This window comes from Priestia megaterium (assembly GCF_009497655.1).
Lineage (GTDB): Bacteria > Bacillota > Bacilli > Bacillales > Bacillaceae_H > Priestia > Priestia zanthoxyli.
Window position 1 is genome coordinate 587,501 of the sequence record NZ_CP023317.1, and the last position, 20,387, is coordinate 607,887.

Below are 20,387 nucleotides of genomic sequence, written 5' to 3' on the forward strand. Positions count from 1 at the left end.
CACGTAGATATCACAGTGATGTTCATCATGATGTGATTGAAGTCAGTTGTTTTGTTCTTTGAAAACTAGATAACAGTAATTGCTGAGGAAAAGTGAAACTTTTCTTTAATCAAACCAATAAATAACACAACTTTATGTTGTACCATTTATTCGCTAATGGTTAAGTTAGAAAGGGCGCACGGTGAATGCCTTGGCACTAGGAGCCGATGAAGGACGGGACTAACACCGATATGCTTCGGGGAGCTGTAAGTGAGCTTTGATCCGGAGATTTCCGAATGGGGAAACCCACTGTTCGTAATGGAACAGTATCTTTATCTGAATACATAGGATATTGAAGGCAGACCCGGGGAACTGAAACATCTAAGTACCCGGAGGAAGAGAAAGCAAATGCGATTTCCTGAGTAGCGGCGAGCGAAACGGAATTAGCCCAAACCAAGAGGCTTGCCTCTTGGGGTTGTAGGACACTCTATACGGAGTTACAAAGGAACGAAGTAAATGAAGCGACCTGGAAAGGTCCGTCGAAGAAGGTAACAACCCTGTAGTTGAAACTTCGTTCCCTCTTGAGTGGATCCTGAGTACGGCGGAACACGTGAAATTCCGTCGGAAGCTGGGAGGACCATCTCCCAAGGCTAAATACTACCTAGTGACCGATAGTGAACCAGTACCGTGAGGGAAAGGTGAAAAGCACCCCGGAAGGGGAGTGAAAGAGATCCTGAAACCGTGTGCCTACAAGTAGTCAGAGCCCGTTAACGGGTGATGGCGTGCCTTTTGTAGAATGAACCGGCGAGTTACGATCCCATGCAAGGTTAAGCTGATAAGGCGGAGCCGTAGCGAAAGCGAGTCTGAATAGGGCGTTTAGTATGTGGTTGTAGACCCGAAACCAGGTGATCTACCCATGTCCAGGGTGAAGTTCAGGTAACACTGAATGGAGGCCCGAACCCACGCACGTTGAAAAGTGCGGGGATGAGGTGTGGGTAGCGGAGAAATTCCAATCGAACCTGGAGATAGCTGGTTCTCTCCGAAATAGCTTTAGGGCTAGCCTCATGTTGTAAGAGTCTTGGAGGTAGAGCACTGATTGGACTAGGGGCCCCCAACGGGTTACCGAATTCAGTCAAACTCCGAATGCCAAAGACTTATCCATGGGAGTCAGACTGCGAGTGATAAGATCCGTAGTCAAAAGGGAAACAGCCCAGACCACCAGCTAAGGTCCCCAAGTATACGTTAAGTGGAAAAGGATGTGGAGTTGCTTAGACAACCAGGATGTTGGCTTAGAAGCAGCCACCATTTAAAGAGTGCGTAATAGCTCACTGGTCGAGTGACTCTGCGCCGAAAATGTACCGGGGCTAAACGTATCACCGAAGCTGTGGATTGACATCTTTGATGTCAGTGGTAGGAGAGCGTTCTAAGTGCAGCGAAGTCAGACCGTAAGGACTGGTGGAGCGCTTAGAAGTGAGAATGCCGGTATGAGTAGCGAAAGACAAGTGAGAATCTTGTCCACCGAATGCCTAAGGTTTCCTGAGGAAGGCTCGTCCGCTCAGGGTTAGTCGGGACCTAAGCCGAGGCTGAAAAGCGTAGGCGATGGCCAACAGGTTGATATTCCTGTACCACCTCCCCGCCGTTTGAGTAATGGGGGGACGCAGTAGGATAGGGTAAGCGCGCTGCTGGATATGCGCGTTCAAGCAGTTAGGCTGATGAGTAGGCAAATCCGCTCATCATAAAGGCTGAGCTGTGATGACGAGGGAACTATAGTACCGAAGTTCCTGATTCCACACTGCCAAGAAAAGCCTCTAGCGAGGCGGGAGGTGCCCGTACCGCAAACCGACACAGGTAGGCGAGGAGAGAATCCTAAGGTGATCGAGAGAACTCTCGTTAAGGAACTCGGCAAAATGACCCCGTAACTTCGGGAGAAGGGGTGCTCTGGTAGGGTGTATAGCCCGAGAGAGCCGCAGTGAATAGGCCCAGGCGACTGTTTAGCAAAAACACAGGTCTCTGCGAAGCCGCAAGGCGAAGTATAGGGGCTGACGCCTGCCCGGTGCTGGAAGGTTAAGAGGAGGGGTTATCCTTTGGGAGAAGCTCTGAATCGAAGCCCCAGTAAACGGCGGCCGTAACTATAACGGTCCTAAGGTAGCGAAATTCCTTGTCGGGTAAGTTCCGACCCGCACGAAAGGCGTAACGATCTGGGCACTGTCTCAACGAGAGACTCGGTGAAATTATAGTACCTGTGAAGATGCAGGTTACCCGCGACAGGACGGAAAGACCCCGTGGAGCTTTACTGTAGCCTGATATTGAATTTTGGTACAGCTTGTACAGGATAGGTAGGAGCCTGAGAAGCCGGAGCGCTAGCTTCGGTGGAGGCGTCGGTGGGATACTACCCTGGCTGTATTGAAATTCTAACCCGCGGCCCTGATCGGGCCGGGAGACAGTGTCAGGTGGGCAGTTTGACTGGGGCGGTCGCCTCCTAAAATGTAACGGAGGCGCCCAAAGGTTCCCTCAGAATGGTTGGAAATCATTCGTAGAGTGTAAAGGCACAAGGGAGCTTGACTGCGAGACCTACAAGTCGAGCAGGGACGAAAGTCGGGCTTAGTGATCCGGTGGTTCCGCATGGAAGGGCCATCGCTCAACGGATAAAAGCTACCCCGGGGATAACAGGCTTATCTCCCCCAAGAGTCCACATCGACGGGGAGGTTTGGCACCTCGATGTCGGCTCATCGCATCCTGGGGCTGTAGTCGGTCCCAAGGGTTGGGCTGTTCGCCCATTAAAGCGGTACGCGAGCTGGGTTCAGAACGTCGTGAGACAGTTCGGTCCCTATCCGTCGTGGGCGTAGGAAATTTGAGAGGAGCTGTCCTTAGTACGAGAGGACCGGGATGGACACACCGCTGGTGTACCAGTTGTCTTGCCAAAGGCATCGCTGGGTAGCTATGTGTGGACGGGATAAGTGCTGAAAGCATCTAAGCATGAAGCCCCCCTCAAGATGAGATTTCCCATAGCGCAAGCTAGTAAGATCCCTGAAAGATGATCAGGTTGATAGGTCAGAGGTGGAAGCGTGGCGACATGTGTAGCTGACTGATACTAATCGATCGAGGACTTAACCAAACTTTTAAAAGCGTAAGCTTTACTCAGCAAATTGTTATCTAGTTTTGAGAGAGCAATCTCTTGTCTGGTGGCGATAGCGAAGAGGTCACACCCGTTCCCATACCGAACACGGAAGTTAAGCTCTTTAGCGCCAATGGTAGTTGGGACTTTGTCCCTGTGAGAGTAGGACGTTGCCAGGCAATGAATAAGACCCCTTTTTATGCTCTTGTAAAAGAGTCTAGGGGTTTTTTATTTGGCTCATTTGTAAAAAACTTATATACACATTTAATGTTGTGTATGATATTTGGAGGATTAGCTCAGCTGGGAGAGCACCTGCCTTACAAGCAGGGGGTCGGCGGTTCGATCCCGTCATCCTCCACCACCGTGCCGGTGTAGCTCAACTGGTAGAGCAACTGACTTGTAATCAGTAGGTTGGGGGTTCAAGTCCTCTTGCCGGCACCATTTATATCGGAGGGGTAGCGAAGTGGCTAAACGCGGCGGACTGTAAATCCGCTCCTTCGGGTTCGGCAGTTCGAATCTGCCCCCCTCCACCATTTTATTGGGCTATCGCCAAGCGGTAAGGCAACGGATTTTGATTCCGTCATGCGTTGGTTCGAATCCAGCTAGCCCAGCCATAGAGAGCCATTAGCTCAGTTGGTAGAGCATCTGACTTTTAATCAGAGGGTCGAAGGTTCGAGTCCTTCATGGCTCATTTTAATAAGCGGAAGTAGTTCAGTGGTAGAACACCACCTTGCCAAGGTGGGGGTCGCGAGTTCGAACCTCGTCTTCCGCTCCATATAAAGCGCCCGTAGCTCAATTGGATAGAGCGTTTGACTACGGATCAAAAGGTTAGGGGTTCGACTCCTCTCGGGCGCGCCATAAACGGGAAGTAGCTCAGCTTGGTAGAGCACTTGGTTTGGGACCAAGGGGTCGCAGGTTCGAATCCTGTCTTCCCGACCATTTATGGGGCCTTAGCTCAGCTGGGAGAGCGCCTGCCTTGCACGCAGGAGGTCAGCGGTTCGATCCCGCTAGGCTCCACCAATGAAATTAAATAATTGTAACGAATAATATGGCGGTGTAGCTCAGCTGGCTAGAGCGTACGGTTCATACCCGTGAGGTCGTGGGTTCGACTCCCTCCGCCGCTACCATATAAGTTACATTTGTTATAAATATACGGAGGAATACCCAAGTCCGGCTGAAGGGATCGGTCTTGAAAACCGACAGGGGTGTTAAAGCCCGCGGGGGTTCGAATCCCTCTTCCTCCGCCATTTATTTATATCATATTCATATCATCGCGGGGTGGAGCAGTTCGGTAGCTCGTCGGGCTCATAACCCGAAGGTCGCAGGTTCAAATCCTGTCCCCGCAACCAAAGTGGTCCCGTGGTGTAGCGGTTAACATGCCTGCCTGTCACGCAGGAGATCGCGGGTTCGATTCCCGTCGGGACCGCCATTTTGTTTGGGGCTCGGTAGCTCAGTTGGTAGAGCAAAGGACTGAAAATCCTTGTGTCGGCGGTTCGATTCCGTCCCGAGCCACCATTTTAAGACGGCGATTGTGGCGAAGTGGTTAACGCACCGGATTGTGGTTCCGGCATTCGTGGGTTCGATTCCCATCAGTCGCCCCATCTTAAGTAACGCGGGTGTAGTTTAGTGGTAAAACCTCAGCCTTCCAAGCTGATGTCGTGAGTTCGATTCTCATCACCCGCTCCAAATAATGGGCCTATAGCTCAGCTGGTTAGAGCGCACGCCTGATAAGCGTGAGGTCGGTGGTTCGAGTCCACTTAGGCCCACCATATTCCACAGTAGCTCAGTGGTAGAGCTATCGGCTGTTAACCGATCGGTCGTAGGTTCGAGTCCTACCTGTGGAGCCATACTGGCCCGTTGGTCAAGCGGTTAAGACACCGCCCTTTCACGGCGGTAACACGGGTTCGAATCCCGTACGGGTCATCTCAAAAGCAGTTTGCATATGCAAACTGCTTTTTTTGTTTGTAAACAGAGTTTAGACAAAAGAATAAACTCTGTTTTTCGTTTTTCTATGATTTTCTCTTCACAATTTGCATTTCCTATAGCACATCTCTAAACGCTTGTTCTAAATTTCGAAAAAAAACCTACAATAGTAATAACAGAATACTGTTTGTACAAAAGGAGGGGAATGCGTGAAAAAAATTGTTTTGTGGTCCATCGGAGTTTTTCTTGTGTATGCAGCTTGTATATGGGTGTATTTATTTTATATAAGTGACACCTCTATTCCACAATCATTAAAAGGTACCAGCGTGGATCCGGCTACGTTTATGAATGCAAGAGAACTTATGTTAACCGAAAAATATTCAAAGATTAGAGATGCGCTCTTTTTTATCCGAATTCCATATGAGTGGTTAGGGTTTATTTTAATTTTAGTGTTAGGTGTGTCTAAGAAAGTGAATAAGTGGTCTAAAGACGTCAGTCGTTTCAGTCTTCTCCAAACTGCTATTTATGTATTTTGGTTATCTGTTCTGCTGCTGATCTACTCTTTTCCTATGGACTGGATTAGCTATAAGCTTTCAACGGCTTACCATATTACGACGCAACCTTTCCAAGGATGGATGAAAGATCTTTTTACAGATTTTTGGGTGAACTATGCCACGATGTTTTTAGTGATTGCTGTGTTATATGCATTCATTCGTAAGTTTTCAAAAAGATGGTGGCTGTATGCGTGGCTAGTATCTATTCCATTTACGCTATTTTTGACGTTTATTCAACCAGTGGTTATCGATCCGTTATATAACGATTTTTATCCATTAAAGAATAAAGAGCTGGAGACGAAAATTTTGCATTTAGCAGATGAAGCTCATATACCTGCTAAGCATGTATATGAAGTAAACATGTCTGAAAAAACGAACTCTCTCAATGCATATGTAACGGGAATAGGTTCTAATTCAAGAATTGTGTTATGGGATACTACTCTTAATAAATTGACGGAACGTGAAATTTTGTTTATCATGGCGCACGAAATGGGTCACTATGTGAAGAAACATATTTATGTAGGGATTGCTTCAGCCTTAGTTTTATCGATTGTAGGTTTATGGCTAACGAAACATTTTGCTAGCTTTGTGATTAAGAGATGGGGGAAAGCATTAAAAATCACTTCTCTTAGTGATTTAAATTCATTACCGCTTATTCTACTTATTTTTTCTGTGCTCACATTTGCTGTAAGTCCTTTAACAAATATGCAGTCGCGTCATCATGAACTTCAATCTGACACGTACGCCATGGACTTAACAGGAGATAAACAAGCTGCTATTAAAACATTTCAGGATTTAACAAAATCAGGACTGTCCCAGGTGAATCCGCCGTATTTAGTGAAAATTTTTCGATATGGTCATCCAACAATATTGGAAAGAATTTCATTTGTTGAGAAGTATGAAAGAAATGAATAAGTGATATAAGAAAAAGTAAAGGATATATGAAGCCTTTTATACGTAGGTATTAATAGAAAAGCCTCCTTGCGAGTAGGAAAAAAATTCTAAAAGGAGGTTTCATTTTCGAAAGTACTGTTATATAATAACGTATGTAAAATAAAAACTGTTTTATAACAATAGGGAGTAATAGTTATTTGTGATTGAAAAGATAGCAGTCAAACTTATCAGCGTATATTCACCTCAGCAAAGTCTTACTACATGTCCTTCAACTATTTACTTATTTCATCTACGTTCTTACTAACACTATGGCAAACTGCTAATTTACTTCATCATGAAACAGACATATTCTCACTGCTGCGTTTTATATTTTTATGAATATAGAATTTTAAATTCATTAGGGGGTATAAAGAATGAAAGAGATTCGTGTAAAAAACCTTGAAGAGAACTGGAAAAGCGATGAGCGTTGGAAAGGAATTGAACGTCCATATTCTGCAGAAAAAGTCATTGGACTGAGAGGATCCATTGATATTGAACACACGCTTGCTAGAAGAGGGGCCGAAAAGTTCTGGAACTTATTAAAAACAGAGCCATACGTTCATGCATTAGGAGCTTTAACAGGAAATCAAGCAGTACAACAGGTAAAAGCAGGGTTAAAAGCCATTTATCTCAGTGGATGGCAAGTAGCTGCAGATGCAAACCTTTCAGGAAATATGTATCCTGATCAAAGTCTATATCCAGCAAACAGCGTGCCGCATGTTGTGAAACGAATCAATCAAGCGCTGCAGCGTGCCGATCAAATTCAGCATTTAGAAGGAGAAGGAGATATTGATTACTTTGCTCCAATTGTAGCAGATGCAGAAGCAGGGTTCGGAGGACAGTTGAACGTATTTGAATTAATGAAAGGAATGATTGAGTCAGGAGCATCTGCGGTACACTTCGAAGATCAATTGTCATCTGAGAAAAAGTGTGGTCATCTTGGCGGCAAGGTATTGCTTCCAACTCAGACAGCTGTGAAAAACTTGATTGCTGCTCGTTTAGCTGCTGATGTAATGGGTGTTCCAACACTTCTGATTGCTCGTACCGATGCTGATGCCGCTGATTTAATTACAAGTGATGTTGATCCTGTAGATCGCCAGTTTATTACAGGTGAACGCACCGCTGAAGGGTTTTATCGCACGAGAGCCGGAATCGATCAAGCTATCGCTCGTGGCTTAGCATATGCGCCATATGCTGATCTAGTATGGTGTGAGACGTCTGAACCAAACTTGGAACAGGCACAAAAATTTGCAGATGCTATTCATGAAAAATTCCCAGGTAAAATGCTTGCTTATAACTGTTCACCATCTTTCAACTGGAAGAAAAAATTAGATAAGAAAACGATTGAAAAGTTTCAAAGAGAAATCGCAAAAATGGGCTACAAATTCCAATTCGTTACGCTTGCTGGCTTCCACGCTTTAAATCACAGCATGTTTGAACTGGCACGAGGATATAAAACAAGAGGAATGGCAGCTTATTCAGAGTTACAAGAAAGAGAGTTTGCTAGTGAAATAAATGGATATACTGCTACAAGACATCAGCGTGAAGTAGGAACGGGTTATTTTGATGAAGTGGCGCAAGTAGTTTCCGGTGGGACTTCCTCTACAACAGCTTTAAAAGGTTCAACAGAAGAAGAGCAGTTTCAGGCGCATAAATAACAAAAAATCTATGAGTGGAACGGTTGTTTACTTCCACTCATAGAAAAAATCCTAACAAAAAAGATTCTTACATCTGTAAGAATCTTTTTTTATGTAGTAAACACGATTTAACAGACAGCTGTTCTTCCTGAGAAGAAAGGTTCTGCCTGTTAAACGTACATATAAATCATTAACATGAATGAACTTCTTGAAATATTAAGTAGATGTTTGAAGTAAGGATTGGTACTGTGCTGATAGCTCATAAAAAGCAGTTTCATCACGTTGATCTAATGCCGTGTTAATGTTTGTTTCTAACAGTTCTTTTTGACGCTTAAAAAGCGATTCATCAATTACCATTTCGATATAAACATCCAACATACTCACAGTATCAATTACTTTTTTCTTGCGAGCGAGGGACTTCATCATTTCCGTGTACGATTTTTCATTGTTCATACCTCATCACCTCTGCACCCTTTTTATTATTATATAGATTAAAAGAAGAAAAAACAACTAATTTTCTAAATTTTTAGATTTTTATTTTTAGAAATGATAAAGTAAGAGGGAAACGCTACTTTCGTTTTTATCGATTGGCTATTTGGTTTAAAAATGAATCCTTGGGGGCGAAGAAATTGAATCATGTAAAAAAGCGTACGGTAACGGTAGAGGATTTGTATGAATTGAAGTCTGTGTATAACCCTCAGATTTCTCCAGATGGAAAAAGTGTAGTTTATACGGTTCGAGAAACGAAAAAAATAGAAAACGGTTATGAGACGCAGCTGTTTATGTTAGATCTTGAAACAAAAAAAACAAAGCAATTGACGTATTATAAAGGAAATAATCACTCTCCTGCATGGTCTCCTGACGGCAGGTGGATTGCTTTTTTATCAGATCGCAGTCAAACCGTTCAGCTCTATCTATTAGCAGCGACAGGCGGGGAAGCAGAAGCACTCACAGATTGTGAAAAAGGCGTTAGTGATCCCGTATGGTCTCCTTATAGTGACGAAATTATGTTTTCTACAAAAGTAGAAGAAAAAGCTGTAAGAGTTGAACAAAATCATGAGCATCCTCAGCCATACGAAGTGGAACGTTTGTTGTATAAATCCGATGCTAGCGGCTATTTAAAAGGTGAATATACGCAAGTTGCGGTCGTTAAACTTAAAAATAAAGAAGTGACGTTTTTAACGGATGGACCTTATCATCACTCTGTAGGATGCTGGGCCCCTGATGCAAATTCAATTGTATTTTGCAGCAGCCGAGGAGAGAATCCGGATTTATCGTTAACCATGGACGTGTTTATTTTGCATCGTGATAGTAAAAAGTTAACATCTATTACAGCAGAAACAGGATATTTTCATCAAGTTTCGTGGTCACCAGATGGGTCATACATAGCTTACATTGGAAATGAACGTACATATGGATCGGCTTCAATGAATGACATATATATTTATCAGGTCTCCAATCAAAAAACAGCTTGTATCACTGCAGGTATAGACTTAGAAATAGGAGATATGGTAGCAGGAGATTTTCACTTTGGAAGAACCGCAGCGGGAATTATGTGGAGCAGTAAGGAAGAATTTTATTTTGTCGTAAGTGAAAAGGGTTCTGTAGGCATATATAAAGGAAATGTAAATGGAAAGTTAGACTCTGTGCTTATGGATAATGCTCACGTATACGGGGTATCTGTTCTTCCCAACGATGAGGAAGCTATCGTAGCAATCAGTACATTTACACATCCGGGAGATCTTTATTCTTTAAATTTAAAAACAGAGGAACTAGTGAAGCTGACAAACGTTAATGATTCATTTTTAAAGCATGTGCAGTTAACGGAAGCAGAATCTTTTTGCGCGACTGCCACGGACGGTATACATATCCACAGTTGGGTCGTAAAAGCTGCTGCTGCCAACGATGTATCTCCAACCATTTTAGAAATTCACGGAGGTCCGCATCTTATGTATGGTCATACATTTATGTTTGAATTTCAAGTGCTTGCATCAAAAGGGTTCAATATCCTCTTTTCTAATCCAAGAGGCGGAAGAGGATATGGTCAAGCCTTTACAGATGCCGTTCGAGGAGATTACGGAGGCATGGATTATATGGATTTGATGGCAGTAACCGACGAAGCAATTAACCGCTACTCTTATATTAATGAAGATAAACTTGGCGTAACAGGAGGAAGCTACGGAGGATTTATGACAAACTGGATTGTAGGAAGTACAAATCGGTTTAAAGCAGCGGTGACGCAACGGTCTATTTCAAATTGGACGAGTTTTTACGGCGTTAGTGATATTGGCTATTATTTTACCGAATGGGAATTGAAAGCTGATATTTATGAGAATCCGGAAAAACTTTGGAACCACTCGCCGCTTCGTTTAGCGGAGAACGTGAAAACACCGCTGTTAATCTTGCATAGCGAACAGGATTATAGATGTCCAATTGAACAAGCCGAACAGCTTTATGTGGCACTAAAAAGAAAAGATAAAGAAGTAGAATTTATTCGTTTTCCTCAGTCTAACCATGAACTTTCTAGAAGCGGTAAGCCTAATTTACGAACGGCGAGACTAAAATATTTAACCAGCTGGTTTAAACGTTATTTGCAGCAGTCTAAGTAAAAGCACATGTTGTTCTAGAGGTTCTGTTCGTGTAAGTAAGGGCTGGCTATATGGCAAGCGCAACAGGGCAGGAAAGATAAAACGCTGTAAAACTTTTGTTTGGTAAAGGAAAGTAGTACAATAAGTGAAAAGTAGCACAGTTGTTTAAATAAGGAGAACATTCGATGGATTTTGAAACATTAAAGCATTATTTGACATTAGACGGCGTCCTCGAGTTATTAAAACAATATCAATCATTTGGGATCATTCCCGGACTGCTGTTGCCTATTTTAGAAGCGTTTATCCCTATCTTGCCGCTTTTTGCGTTTGTAATGGCTAATGCTGCTGCCTTTGGCTTATGGTTAGGCTTTTTAATTTCATGGATCGGGAGCTGCGTTGGATCACTGCTTGTCTTTTTGATTTTTAGAAAATACGGACAGGCGAGGTTTTTACATTTTATCAGCCGCCATGCGCAAATTCGAAAGATTATGATTTGGGTGGAAAGACACGGTTTTGGACCGCTGTTTATTATGCTTTGTTTCCCTTTTACGCCGTCTTCAGCGATTAATGTAGTAGCTGGACTATCACGTGTCAGTATGGCTCAGTTTATGCTTGCTGTATTAGCGGGTAAAATGGTCATGATATTTATGATGAGCTTTATTGGGGCCGATTTTGTTTCATTTGTGAAACAGCCTTTAAAAGCAGTACTTGTTTTAGTGATCATTTTTGTCCTATGGCTTGTTGGAAAGCAAATTGAACGAAGATTAAATGAAAAATCTAAAGTGAAACAGTATGACAAATAGTTTGTTTATATATAACAAATAGTGATGAAAGACTGCTTTTTAATAGGCAGTCTTTTGTTATACATACAGCAGAAGAGGGTATTGTAAACTATGGAAAAACCTTTTCTTATAGGAATACAGCAGCATTTTTGAAAGGTTTTTTGCCTTTTTCTTAAAGAAGTTATTTGTCTGTTTATTCGGTTGGTAGAACAATGCACATACAGAGTATCTGTCTAGTAATGAACAAGTTTTTTGTTTATCAATTGTGAAAAATATGCTAAAATAAAAGAAAAAACTGGGAATAAATTAGACGTCTATTCCTAGTTGCACCTAAGTAATGAACCCTTTGTTTTCTAGAGATATACATGTTTTTTCTCAACATGTATTATCACCTCATGTATTTCAAAACGTTTTCTTAAAAATTATATGAATGATTTTTGAGCTTGACTACTAAGATGTAAGTAGAGGGATCATTACTAGAAAAGCACCGAATGATCATTAAGACGTGCTTGGCGTCGTTTTGAGGAGGGGAATGCGCTACTAAGATTCAAGCGACTTGCTGATTAATCGTTGTTAGTAAGCGTCTTATAGCGCGGGTGACATGAGATTAAAAGATAAAGTGGCAATTATTACGGGTGCAGCAAATGGGTTAGGGTTCGAAGCTTCTCGAATTTTCGCACAAGAGGGTGCAAAGGTCGCTATGGTTGACTACGATGCAAAAGTAGGAGAAGAACGAGCAGCTCAGCTAAAAGAAGAAGGCGGAGATGTAGCATTCTTTCAAGTAAACGTAGCGGATCGAGACAGTGTAGATGCAATGGTAGAAGAAGTCGTGAAACGCTTCTCTAAAATAGATATTTTAATTAATAATGCAGGTATTACCAGAGATGGAATGCTAACTAAATTATCAGTTGAAAATTTTCAAGCGGTCATTAACGTAAACCTTACAGGCGTTTTTCACTGTACGCAAGCCGTTGTACCGCATATGATTGCTCAAGGTAAAGGGAAAATTATCAGCACATCTTCGGTATCCGGCGTATATGGAAATGTTGGTCAAACAAACTATGCGGCGACAAAAGCCGGCGTAGTGGGAATGACAAAAACATGGGCTAAAGAGCTTGGGCGAAAAGGAATTAATGTAAACGCTGTAGCTCCCGGGTTTATTGAGACGGATATGGTGAAGGCGATGCCGGACAAAATCATTGATCAAATGAAATCTACTATTCCTTTACAAAGGTTAGGTCAGCCTTCTGACATTGGTTATGCTTATCTTTATTTAGCCTCTGATGAGTCCAACTATATTAACGGCACAACACTGCATGTAGATGGTGGAATCATGATGTAAACGTAGAAAATAACTCGCTTTTCTAAAACTTTTCAGTGGTCATTTGGCTACTGAAAAGTTTTTTTGTTGCATCCAGCATTTCACATATGTGCAAAGTGGAATTTTGTCTGCAAGTTCAGTAAAATAATAAGGAGAGAGATAGAGAGATTTAGCTGATTATCACTATAAAATTTTGACGACTGCGTCACGTGTTTGCGTGGCGTTTATCCATTTTGCACTTAAACAACTAAAAATATAGAGAAGAAAAATGAAGGGGTGAAAACGTGGGGCTACAGTTTTTATTAGGACGTTCAGGAAGCGGGAAAACGGAATATCTTTTAAATAGCATGCGCCAAGAGCTGTTAAATGCTCCGCTTGGGCATCCACTTATTTATATTGTACCTGAACAGATGACGTTTCAGTCGGAGTATGCGCTTGTTCAAACACCTGGGTTAGAAGGAATGATGCGTGCTCAAGTTTATAGTTTTACACGTCTTGCGTGGCGTATCCTGCAAGAAGTCGGAGGTATTAGCCGCTATCATGTGGATCAAACAGGTATTCATATGATGCTTAAAAAAATTATCGAGCATCAAAAAAAAGAGCTTCGATTGTTTGCGAATTCTTCAGAACAAGCAGGGTTTATTGAAGAACTAGAAAAAATGGTTAAAGAATTTAAACAGTACACGGTAGATGCACCGTCTCTCGAAGAGATGAAGCAAAAACTTCAAGCAGAAGATGAGAAAGTCCTTGCTGATAAATTACATGATTTACATCTCATTTACGGAGAATTAGAAAAACAGCTGATGACAAAATATGTAGATGGAGAAGATTATTTGAAGCTGTTGAGCGAAAAAGTAGTCTCTTCTGCGTACCTTGCTCAAGCAACGATTTATGTAGATGGATTTCATCACTATACTCCTCAAGAATTAACGGTATTAGTAGAGCTGATGAAAGTTTGTAGAGAAGTGAAAATAGCGGTTACTTCTGATTATTCATATCAAGATTTTATTCCAAATGACCTGCACTTGTTTCGATTAACGAGCGAAACGTATCAAGAAATAATGGGCCTGGCGGCTGAAAACGGGATAGAGATTAAAGAGCCAAACGTATTTAATGAACAAAAAAGGCATCAAAACAGTCCAGAGCTTGCCTATTTAGAACGATATTATGATGAACGGCCAACGCCGGAATTTCAGTCAGAGCCCGAGCACATTCAGCTGCTGCCTGCTGTTAGCCGAAGAGCAGAGGTAGAAGGGATTGCAAGAGAAGTGCTGTCGCTTGTGCGCGATCACGGCTATCGCTATCGTGATATTGCCTTGATTGTTAGAAATGCAGAAGACTATCATGACTTGCTTCAAACCATTTTTCGAGATTATGAAATTCCGTACTTTATTGACCAAAAGCGAGCGATGTTTCACCATCCACTCGTTGAATTTATTCGCTCAGTCTTAGAGGTGGTAAGCGGGTCATGGCGATACGAAACCATCTTTCGGGCAGTGAAAACAGACCTTTTATTTCCTTTGTCATCTGATGTGCACCAGCTTCGCGAAGAGATGGATGAATTAGAAAATTACGTACTTGCTTACGGTATTCAAGGATCTAAGTGGACGAGTAAGGAGCCATTTACCTACAGAAAATATCGTTCGCTTGAAGACATGAACCTTGGGAAAACGGACGAAGAGCTTGCTTTTGAGCAAAAAATAAATGAATTAAAAAATATGATTGTTCCTCCTATTTATTCGCTTCAGAAAAAATTAAAACAAGCGAAAATAGGAAAAGAAAAAGCAGAAGCACTCTATCGTTTTTTAACGAACTTAGATATTCCACAAAAGATAGAAGCGCTGCGCAATAGATGTGAAGAAGAAGGTAAGCTTCAAGAAGCAAGAGAGCACGAGCAGGTATGGAAAGCAATTCTTCACTTATTTGATCAGTTTGTTGAAATGATGGGAGAAGAGAAAGTATCGATTTCTTTGTTCGCGGATCTATTTGAGATAGGGCTTGACAGCATGCAGTTTGCACTTGTTCCGCCTGCACTGGATCAAGTGGTTGTGGCAAGTTTTGAGCGTTCGCGTTTATCCGATATCAAAGCAAGCTTTGTGCTAGGCGTAAATGACGGTGTGATTCCAGCTAAACCAAAAAGCGGTGGTCTGTTATCTGAGAAAGAGAGAGAGCAGCTGCTTGAATCAGGCTTATTACTTGCGCCAACTGGAAGGCAAAAGCTGTTTGACGAACAATTTCTCATTTATTTAGCACTTTCCAGCTCTTCTGAAAAACTTTATGTTTCGTATCCTCTTGCCAATGAGGAAGGGAAGACTCTGCTGCCTTCACTCGTTATTAATCGATTAAAAGAGCTATTTCCGCTCCTGCAGGAAAAGCTGTTAATGACGGAGCCTACGGATTTAGAAGAAGAAAAGCAAGTTGATTATATAACAAATCCCTTAACGAGCATCGCGCATTTAGCCAGCCAGCTGCAAGGGTGGAAACGCCATTATCCGATGAGTTCCTCTTGGTGGGATGTATATAATTTTTATGTAGAAAATTCAGATTGGAACTCATATAGCGAGAAAGTACTAAGCAGTTTATTTTATAAAAACGAAGCAAAAAGGTTAACAAAGAAAACGAGTCAGCGTCTGTATGGAAAGCATATTCAAGCAAGCGTATCGAGAATGGAGAAATTTGAAGCCTGTCCGTACGCTCATTTTGCTTCTCACGGGCTTAAGCTTAAAGAACGAAAAGTTTTCAAATTAGCAGCTCCTGACATAGGCGAGTTATTTCACGCGGCGCTGAAGATGATTTCAGACGAGCTACGGGGCGGTCAAAAAGAATGGAAGAACTTAACGAGAAAAGACTGTCAGCAGCTTTCTACGGCTGCGGTGCACGAACTTGCTCCGCGCTTACAAAATGAAATTTTATTGAGCTCTAATCGCCACCACTATTTAACACATAAGCTGCAGCAAATTATTGAACGTGCGTCGCTTGTGTTAAGTGAGCACGCTAAGGTGAGCGGGTTTGTTCCTGTTGGATTGGAATTAGGGTTTGGTCCTAGCGCGGAGCTGCCTTCTATGCAGTTTACACTGCCAAATGGCCATACGATGGAACTTGTTGGCCGAATTGACAGAGTGGATAAAGCGGAAAGCTCCAAAGGACTTTTACTGCGTATTGTCGACTATAAATCAAGCGATAAAGCATTAAACTTAGTGGAAGTGTACTATGGTTTATCTCTTCAAATTTTAGCTTATTTAGACATAGTCGTGACGTATGCTGAACAGCTTCTTCATGATAATAGAGGAGCATTGCCTGCTGGCGTTCTTTATTTCCACGTTCATAATCCAATGATCAACAGTACTAAAGCATTACAACCCGATCAAATTGAAGCCGAAATCTTCAAGAAGTTTAAAATGAAAGGACTGCTTTTAGGGGACGAGGAAGCAGTCCGATTAATGGACGAAACGTTAGAATCAGGGCACTCACAGGTTATATCGGCGGGTATTAAAAAGACAGGGGGCTTTTATTCCAATTCTTCGGTTGCGAGCGAAGAAGATTTTACACATCTCCGTCAGTATGTGCGAGGTAAGTTTGTAGAGGCAGGTACTGAGATTACAAATGGAAAAATTGATATTTCGCCTTATAAGCTAAAAGATAAAACACCATGTGCGTTTTGTGAATACCGCTCAATCTGTCAGTTCGATGAATCAATGGAAAACAACGAATATCGTCAGCTTAGTACAGAGAGTCAAAATGTTATTTTAGATAAAATTCGAGAGGAGGCCAAACGAGATGAGTGAAGATATACACGTAAAACCGGCCGACTCCCAGTGGACGGATGATCAGTGGAACGCCATTGTTTCATCCGGTCAAGATATATTAGTAGCCGCGGCGGCTGGCTCAGGAAAAACAGCGGTTTTAGTCGAACGTATTATTAAAAAGATTACGATGGGCGAGGAACCAATTGATGTTGATAGATTACTAGTTGCTACGTTTACAAATGCTTCTGCAGCCGAAATGAGAAATCGAATTGGAGAAGCATTGGAAAAAGAGTTAAAAAAGAATCCATCTTCTTTACACTTGCGCAGACAGCTTAATTTATTAAACCGTGCGTCGATTTCTACGCTCCATTCTTTTTGTTTAGAAGTCATTCGAACGTATTATTATTTGATCGATGTAGACCCTGGTTTTCGGATTGCAGATGATACGGAAGCGGATCTTCTGCGTGAAGAAGTATTAGAAGAATTGTTTGAAGAGCAGTACAGTATTGAACAGAACGAGCGATTCTTTGATTTAATTGATCGTTATACAAGCGACAGAAATGACTTAGATATTCAGCTTATGGTAAGAAAGCTATATGACTTTGCACGATCTAATCCCGACCCAAACGGCTGGCTTAAGATGATTGTGAGTCAATATGATGTCACAGAGGACTCTTCTATTGATTCACTTTCGTTTCTGTCTTTTCTTTTACAAGAAGTAACAACGCAGCTCGTGGGCATTGAGTCGATTTTAAAACAGGGCTTAGAGCTAACAAAGCTGCCGGGAGGGCCTGCTCCTCGCGCCGTTAATGCAGAGGAAGACCTGGCTCAAATTCATCGGCTGCTCAGCGCTTCTAAGCATTCTTTTGCTGATTTGCATGAGGAAATGCAGAATTTGAATTTTACTCGTTTAAAGCCATGTAAAGGAGATGCGTACGACTCGCAGCTTTTAGATGATTTTGGAGAGCTTCGCAAAAAAGCGAAAACAAGCCTTGAAAAGCTTCATGCTGATTTGTTTTCTAGGCCTTTGCACGGCTACATGGCTGATTTTGAAAAAATGAAGCCCGTTATTGAAACGCTAATCTTTTTAGTTCAGCGCTTCGGTGAACGATATGAACACATCAAAAAAGAGAAAGGGTTAGTGGACTTTTCTGATTTAGAGCATTATTGCCTGCAAATCTTGAGTGTAAAAGAAGACGGGGTGCTTAAGCCTTCGTCCATTGCTCAAAAATATCGCACTCAGTTTGAAGAGGTGCTTGTTGACGAATATCAAGATACAAATATGGTTCAAGAAACACTGATTAAATTAGTGACGAGAGATAGTGAAGAACAAGGGAATTTATTTATGGTTGGAGATGTAAAACAATCCATTTACCGCTTTCGTTTAGCGGAGCCATTTTTGTTTTTGACGAAGTACAAGCGATTTACGCAAGATGGACGACAATTTGGAAAACGTATTGACTTAAATAAAAACTTCCGAAGTCGTTCTCAAGTGCTTGACGCCACAAACTTTATTTTTAACCAGCTGATGGATGAAGAAGTAGGAGAAATTGCATATGACGATGATGCTTCTTTAAAATTAGGAGCATCGTATCCAAAAGTGGAAGGAATGGAAACGGAGCTTCTGCTGATTGCAAAAGAAAATGCAGAAGAAGGAGCGGAAGAAGAATCGGATTCTTCTCTCGTCGCGTTTTCAGAAGCAGAGCTTGAAACGGCTCAGTTAGAGGCAAGAGCAATGGCGCGCAAAATCAAAGAACTCGTTCAAAACCGTTTTCAAATATATGATCGCAAGCTCGATATCATGAGAAACGTAACGTATCGTGACTTTGTTATTTTGCTTCGTTCCATGCCTTGGGCTGCGCAGATTATGGATGAATTTAAACAAGAAGGCGTGCCGATTTATGCCGATTTATCAACAGGCTATTTTGATGCTACTGAAGTGATGATTATGATGTCTTTATTAAAAGTAGTAGATAACCCGCATCAAGACATTCCGTTAGCTTCTGTTCTTCGCTCACCGGTAGTAGGGCTTTCAGATGAAGAGTTGGCTACACTGAGAGCAGAGCAAAAGAAAGGAACGTATTATGATGCGTTAAAAACGTACTTAGCGGTTTCAGATGATGAAGAACTTCGCGATAAAGTGAAATATTTCTATGAGCAGTTAAAAGCATGGAGAACACAAGCTAGACAAAGCTCTTTGTCAGAACTAGTATGGCAAATTTACCGCGACACGGGTTTCTTTGAATTTGTTGGCGGACTTCCTGGCGGGAAACAGCGTCAAGCCAATTTACGTGCTCTTTACGATCGCGCTCGCCAGTATGAGGCGACTTCATTTAGAGGTCTGTTCCGCTTTTTACGCTTTATTGAACGGATGCAGGATCGAGGGAACGATTTAGGAGCTGCTCGAGCGCTGGGAGAACAAGAAGATGTGGTGCGTTTGATGACGATCCACAGCAGTAAAGGTCTTGAATTTCCTGTTGTTTTCGTAGCTGGTCTTGCTCGTCAGTTTAACTTAATGGACTTGAATAAAGCTTATTTACTCGATAAAGAACTAGGTTTTGGATCTAAATATATTGATCCGAAACTGCGTATTACGTACCCGACTCTTCTTCAGCAGACCATGAAGAAAAAAATGAAAAAAGAAAGCATGGCAGAGGAAATGCGGGTATTATACGTAGCTTTGACGCGTGCGAAAGAAAAACTTATTTTAGTTGGAACAGTAAAAGACGCATCAGAAAAGCTCAGACAATGGAGCTCCGTTATGGGACACGAAGATTGGACGCTTCCAGCTCACGTGAGAAGAGATGCAAAATGTTATTTAGACTGGATTGGACCTTCTTTAATTCGTCACAAAAATGTTAGTCATATGGTTGAAGGAGAGGTCCAGCCGGCCGAGATGATTTATCAGCATGCTTCAAGCTGGAAGCTTTCAACGTTATTAGCAGGTGATTTAGCCGAACAGCCTCTTGAAGAGCAGCAGCATCATGAAGAGCTTTTGAACGCTCTTCAAAAGCATGAGCCAGTTACAGAATCCAGCGATTATAAAGAGGAAGTGTATAGACGCTTAAATTGGTCTTATGATTATCGTGTAGCTTCCGTTCATCGTTCAAAGCAATCTGTTTCTGAACTAAAAAGGCAGCAGCAGCTGACGGATGCAGGTGCAAGCAGTGATCTTGTTCGGGGAGCTAAAGCACCTCTTGAAAACCGTCCGCTGTTTCTTCAAGAGAAATCTCTCACAGGAGCTGAAAGAGGAACAGCTACACATGCCGTTATGCAGCAGCTTCCATTAAATAAAGCTTATACCCTCGAAATGGTTCAAGACTTTATTCAATCAATGGTTACCAAAGAATTGTTGACGCAACAGCAAGCGGATGCCGTTGATGCAAATGATGTAGCAGACTTTTTAGACAGTGACATTGCACAAGATATTCGAACGGCTCGCACGGTTTATAGAGAGATGCCTTTTAGTTTAGGTGTCTCCGCTAAAGAAATCTATGATCATTGGGAGCAGGAAGACGAAACGATTTTAGTACAAGGTATTATTGATTGTTTATATGAAACGGAAGAAGGCCTCGTTTTACTTGATTTTAAAACAGATAATATTTCGGATCGTTTTCAAGGGGATTTTGAACGAGCAAAACCATTTCTAATTGAAAGATACCGCATTCAGTTAGAGCTTTACGCAAAGGCCATTGAGCGGATTGTGAAACAACCTGTTCAGCATCGCTATCTTTACTTTTTAGATGGTGGACATGCTGTTGAAATATAAGAAAAGAAGAAGGCGATGGTCTTCTTCTTTTTCACCAATA

General features: G+C 42.1%; 8 protein-coding genes, 19 tRNA genes and 2 rRNA genes. 28 read left to right on the forward strand and 1 reads right to left on the reverse strand.

Annotation, left to right across the window (positions count from 1 at the left end):
- Positions 1-158: 158 nt before the first annotated feature.
- The 23 genes from CEQ83_RS03095 to aceA all read left to right on the forward strand — a co-directional run bounded on the left by CEQ83_RS03095 (position 159) and on the right by aceA (position 8,162).
- Positions 159-3,094, forward strand: a 23S ribosomal RNA gene (locus CEQ83_RS03095).
- Between the two features lie 63 nt (positions 3,095-3,157).
- A 5S ribosomal RNA gene (rrf, locus tag CEQ83_RS03100) occupies positions 3,158-3,273 on the forward strand.
- Positions 3,274-3,379: 106 nt separating this feature from the next.
- A tRNA-Val gene (locus tag CEQ83_RS03105) sits at positions 3,380-3,455 on the forward strand.
- Between the two features lie 4 nt (positions 3,456-3,459).
- Positions 3,460-3,535 (forward strand) — tRNA-Thr (locus tag CEQ83_RS03110).
- A gap of 8 nt (positions 3,536-3,543) precedes the next feature.
- Positions 3,544-3,627, forward strand: a tRNA-Tyr gene (locus tag CEQ83_RS03115).
- A gap of 6 nt (positions 3,628-3,633) precedes the next feature.
- A tRNA-Gln gene (locus CEQ83_RS03120) sits at positions 3,634-3,708 on the forward strand.
- 4 nt (positions 3,709-3,712) lie between these two features.
- Positions 3,713-3,785, forward strand: a tRNA-Lys gene (locus tag CEQ83_RS03125).
- A 9-nt stretch (positions 3,786-3,794) separates the two neighbouring features.
- A tRNA-Gly gene (locus CEQ83_RS03130) sits at positions 3,795-3,869 on the forward strand.
- A 6-nt stretch (positions 3,870-3,875) separates the two neighbouring features.
- Positions 3,876-3,952 (forward strand) — tRNA-Arg (locus CEQ83_RS03135).
- Positions 3,953-3,956: 4 nt separating this feature from the next.
- Positions 3,957-4,033 (forward strand) — tRNA-Pro (locus tag CEQ83_RS03140).
- Positions 4,034-4,038: 5 nt separating this feature from the next.
- A tRNA-Ala gene (locus tag CEQ83_RS03145) sits at positions 4,039-4,114 on the forward strand.
- A 30-nt stretch (positions 4,115-4,144) separates the two neighbouring features.
- A tRNA-Met gene (locus CEQ83_RS03150) sits at positions 4,145-4,221 on the forward strand.
- Between the two features lie 27 nt (positions 4,222-4,248).
- Positions 4,249-4,341 (forward strand) — tRNA-Ser (locus CEQ83_RS03155).
- Between the two features lie 25 nt (positions 4,342-4,366).
- A tRNA-Met gene (locus CEQ83_RS03160) sits at positions 4,367-4,443 on the forward strand.
- A 4-nt stretch (positions 4,444-4,447) separates the two neighbouring features.
- A tRNA-Asp gene (locus tag CEQ83_RS03165) sits at positions 4,448-4,523 on the forward strand.
- A gap of 10 nt (positions 4,524-4,533) precedes the next feature.
- Positions 4,534-4,609 (forward strand) — tRNA-Phe (locus CEQ83_RS03170).
- Between the two features lie 10 nt (positions 4,610-4,619).
- Positions 4,620-4,695 (forward strand) — tRNA-His (locus CEQ83_RS03175).
- An 11-nt stretch (positions 4,696-4,706) separates the two neighbouring features.
- Positions 4,707-4,780: transfer RNA gene (locus CEQ83_RS03180), tRNA-Gly, on the forward strand.
- Between the two features lie 6 nt (positions 4,781-4,786).
- Positions 4,787-4,863 (forward strand) — tRNA-Ile (locus tag CEQ83_RS03185).
- A gap of 3 nt (positions 4,864-4,866) precedes the next feature.
- Positions 4,867-4,941 (forward strand) — tRNA-Asn (locus tag CEQ83_RS03190).
- Positions 4,942-4,945: 4 nt separating this feature from the next.
- Positions 4,946-5,017 (forward strand) — tRNA-Glu (locus CEQ83_RS03195).
- Positions 5,018-5,226: 209 nt separating this feature from the next.
- Positions 5,227-6,486: a M48 family metallopeptidase gene (locus CEQ83_RS03200; RefSeq protein WP_028412423.1), complete on the forward strand. Its 1,260-nt coding sequence runs from the start codon at positions 5,227-5,229 to the stop codon at positions 6,484-6,486.
- Between the two features lie 392 nt (positions 6,487-6,878).
- Positions 6,879-8,162 carry an isocitrate lyase gene (gene aceA, locus CEQ83_RS03205; protein WP_028412422.1) on the forward strand — a complete coding sequence of 428 codons (1,284 nt, stop codon included), beginning with the start codon at positions 6,879-6,881 and terminating at the stop codon, positions 8,160-8,162.
- A gap of 195 nt (positions 8,163-8,357) precedes the next feature.
- Here aceA and CEQ83_RS03210 read toward each other — a convergent pair whose 3' ends face one another.
- The gene (locus tag CEQ83_RS03210) at positions 8,358-8,594 is read right to left on the reverse strand and encodes an IDEAL domain-containing protein (RefSeq protein ID WP_028412421.1); all 237 of its coding nucleotides are present in this window, start codon (positions 8,592-8,594) and stop codon (positions 8,358-8,360) included.
- Between the two features lie 176 nt (positions 8,595-8,770).
- Here CEQ83_RS03210 and CEQ83_RS03215 point away from each other — a divergent pair, with 176 nt between their 5' ends.
- The 5 genes from CEQ83_RS03215 (at position 8,771) to addA (ending at position 20,347) form a co-directional block, all read left to right on the forward strand.
- On the forward strand, positions 8,771-10,750 hold the full coding sequence (locus CEQ83_RS03215) for a S9 family peptidase (RefSeq protein ID WP_155017004.1): 1,980 nt from the start codon (positions 8,771-8,773) through the stop codon (positions 10,748-10,750).
- A gap of 164 nt (positions 10,751-10,914) precedes the next feature.
- Positions 10,915-11,532: a TVP38/TMEM64 family protein gene (locus CEQ83_RS03220; protein WP_028412419.1), complete on the forward strand. Its 618-nt coding sequence runs from the start codon at positions 10,915-10,917 to the stop codon at positions 11,530-11,532.
- 580 nt (positions 11,533-12,112) lie between these two features.
- The gene (gene fabG / locus CEQ83_RS03225) at positions 12,113-12,853 is read left to right on the forward strand and encodes a 3-oxoacyl-ACP reductase FabG (protein ID WP_014461644.1); all 741 of its coding nucleotides are present in this window, start codon (positions 12,113-12,115) and stop codon (positions 12,851-12,853) included.
- Positions 12,854-13,116: 263 nt separating this feature from the next.
- Positions 13,117-16,617 carry a helicase-exonuclease AddAB subunit AddB gene (addB, locus tag CEQ83_RS03230; protein ID WP_028412418.1) on the forward strand — a complete coding sequence of 1,167 codons (3,501 nt, stop codon included), beginning with the start codon at positions 13,117-13,119 and terminating at the stop codon, positions 16,615-16,617.
- Positions 16,610-20,347, forward strand: a complete 3,738-nt coding sequence (gene addA / locus CEQ83_RS03235; protein WP_098113555.1) for a helicase-exonuclease AddAB subunit AddA — start codon at positions 16,610-16,612, stop codon at positions 20,345-20,347. The genes addB and addA overlap by 8 nt, the downstream gene beginning before the upstream one ends.
- Positions 20,348-20,387 lie beyond the last annotated feature (40 nt).

Coding starts and splice junctions, on each gene's coding strand:
- aceA (WP_028412422.1), top strand. CDS start 6,879: ATGAAAGAGATTCGTGTAAAAAACCTTGAAGAGAACTGGAAAAGCGAT.
- CEQ83_RS03210 (WP_028412421.1), bottom strand. CDS start 8,594: ATGAACAATGAAAAATCGTACACGGAAATGATGAAGTCCCTCGCTCGC.
- CEQ83_RS03220 (WP_028412419.1), top strand. CDS start 10,915: ATGGATTTTGAAACATTAAAGCATTATTTGACATTAGACGGCGTCCTC.
- fabG (WP_014461644.1), top strand. CDS start 12,113: ATGAGATTAAAAGATAAAGTGGCAATTATTACGGGTGCAGCAAATGGG.
- addA (WP_098113555.1), top strand. CDS start 16,610: ATGAGTGAAGATATACACGTAAAACCGGCCGACTCCCAGTGGACGGAT.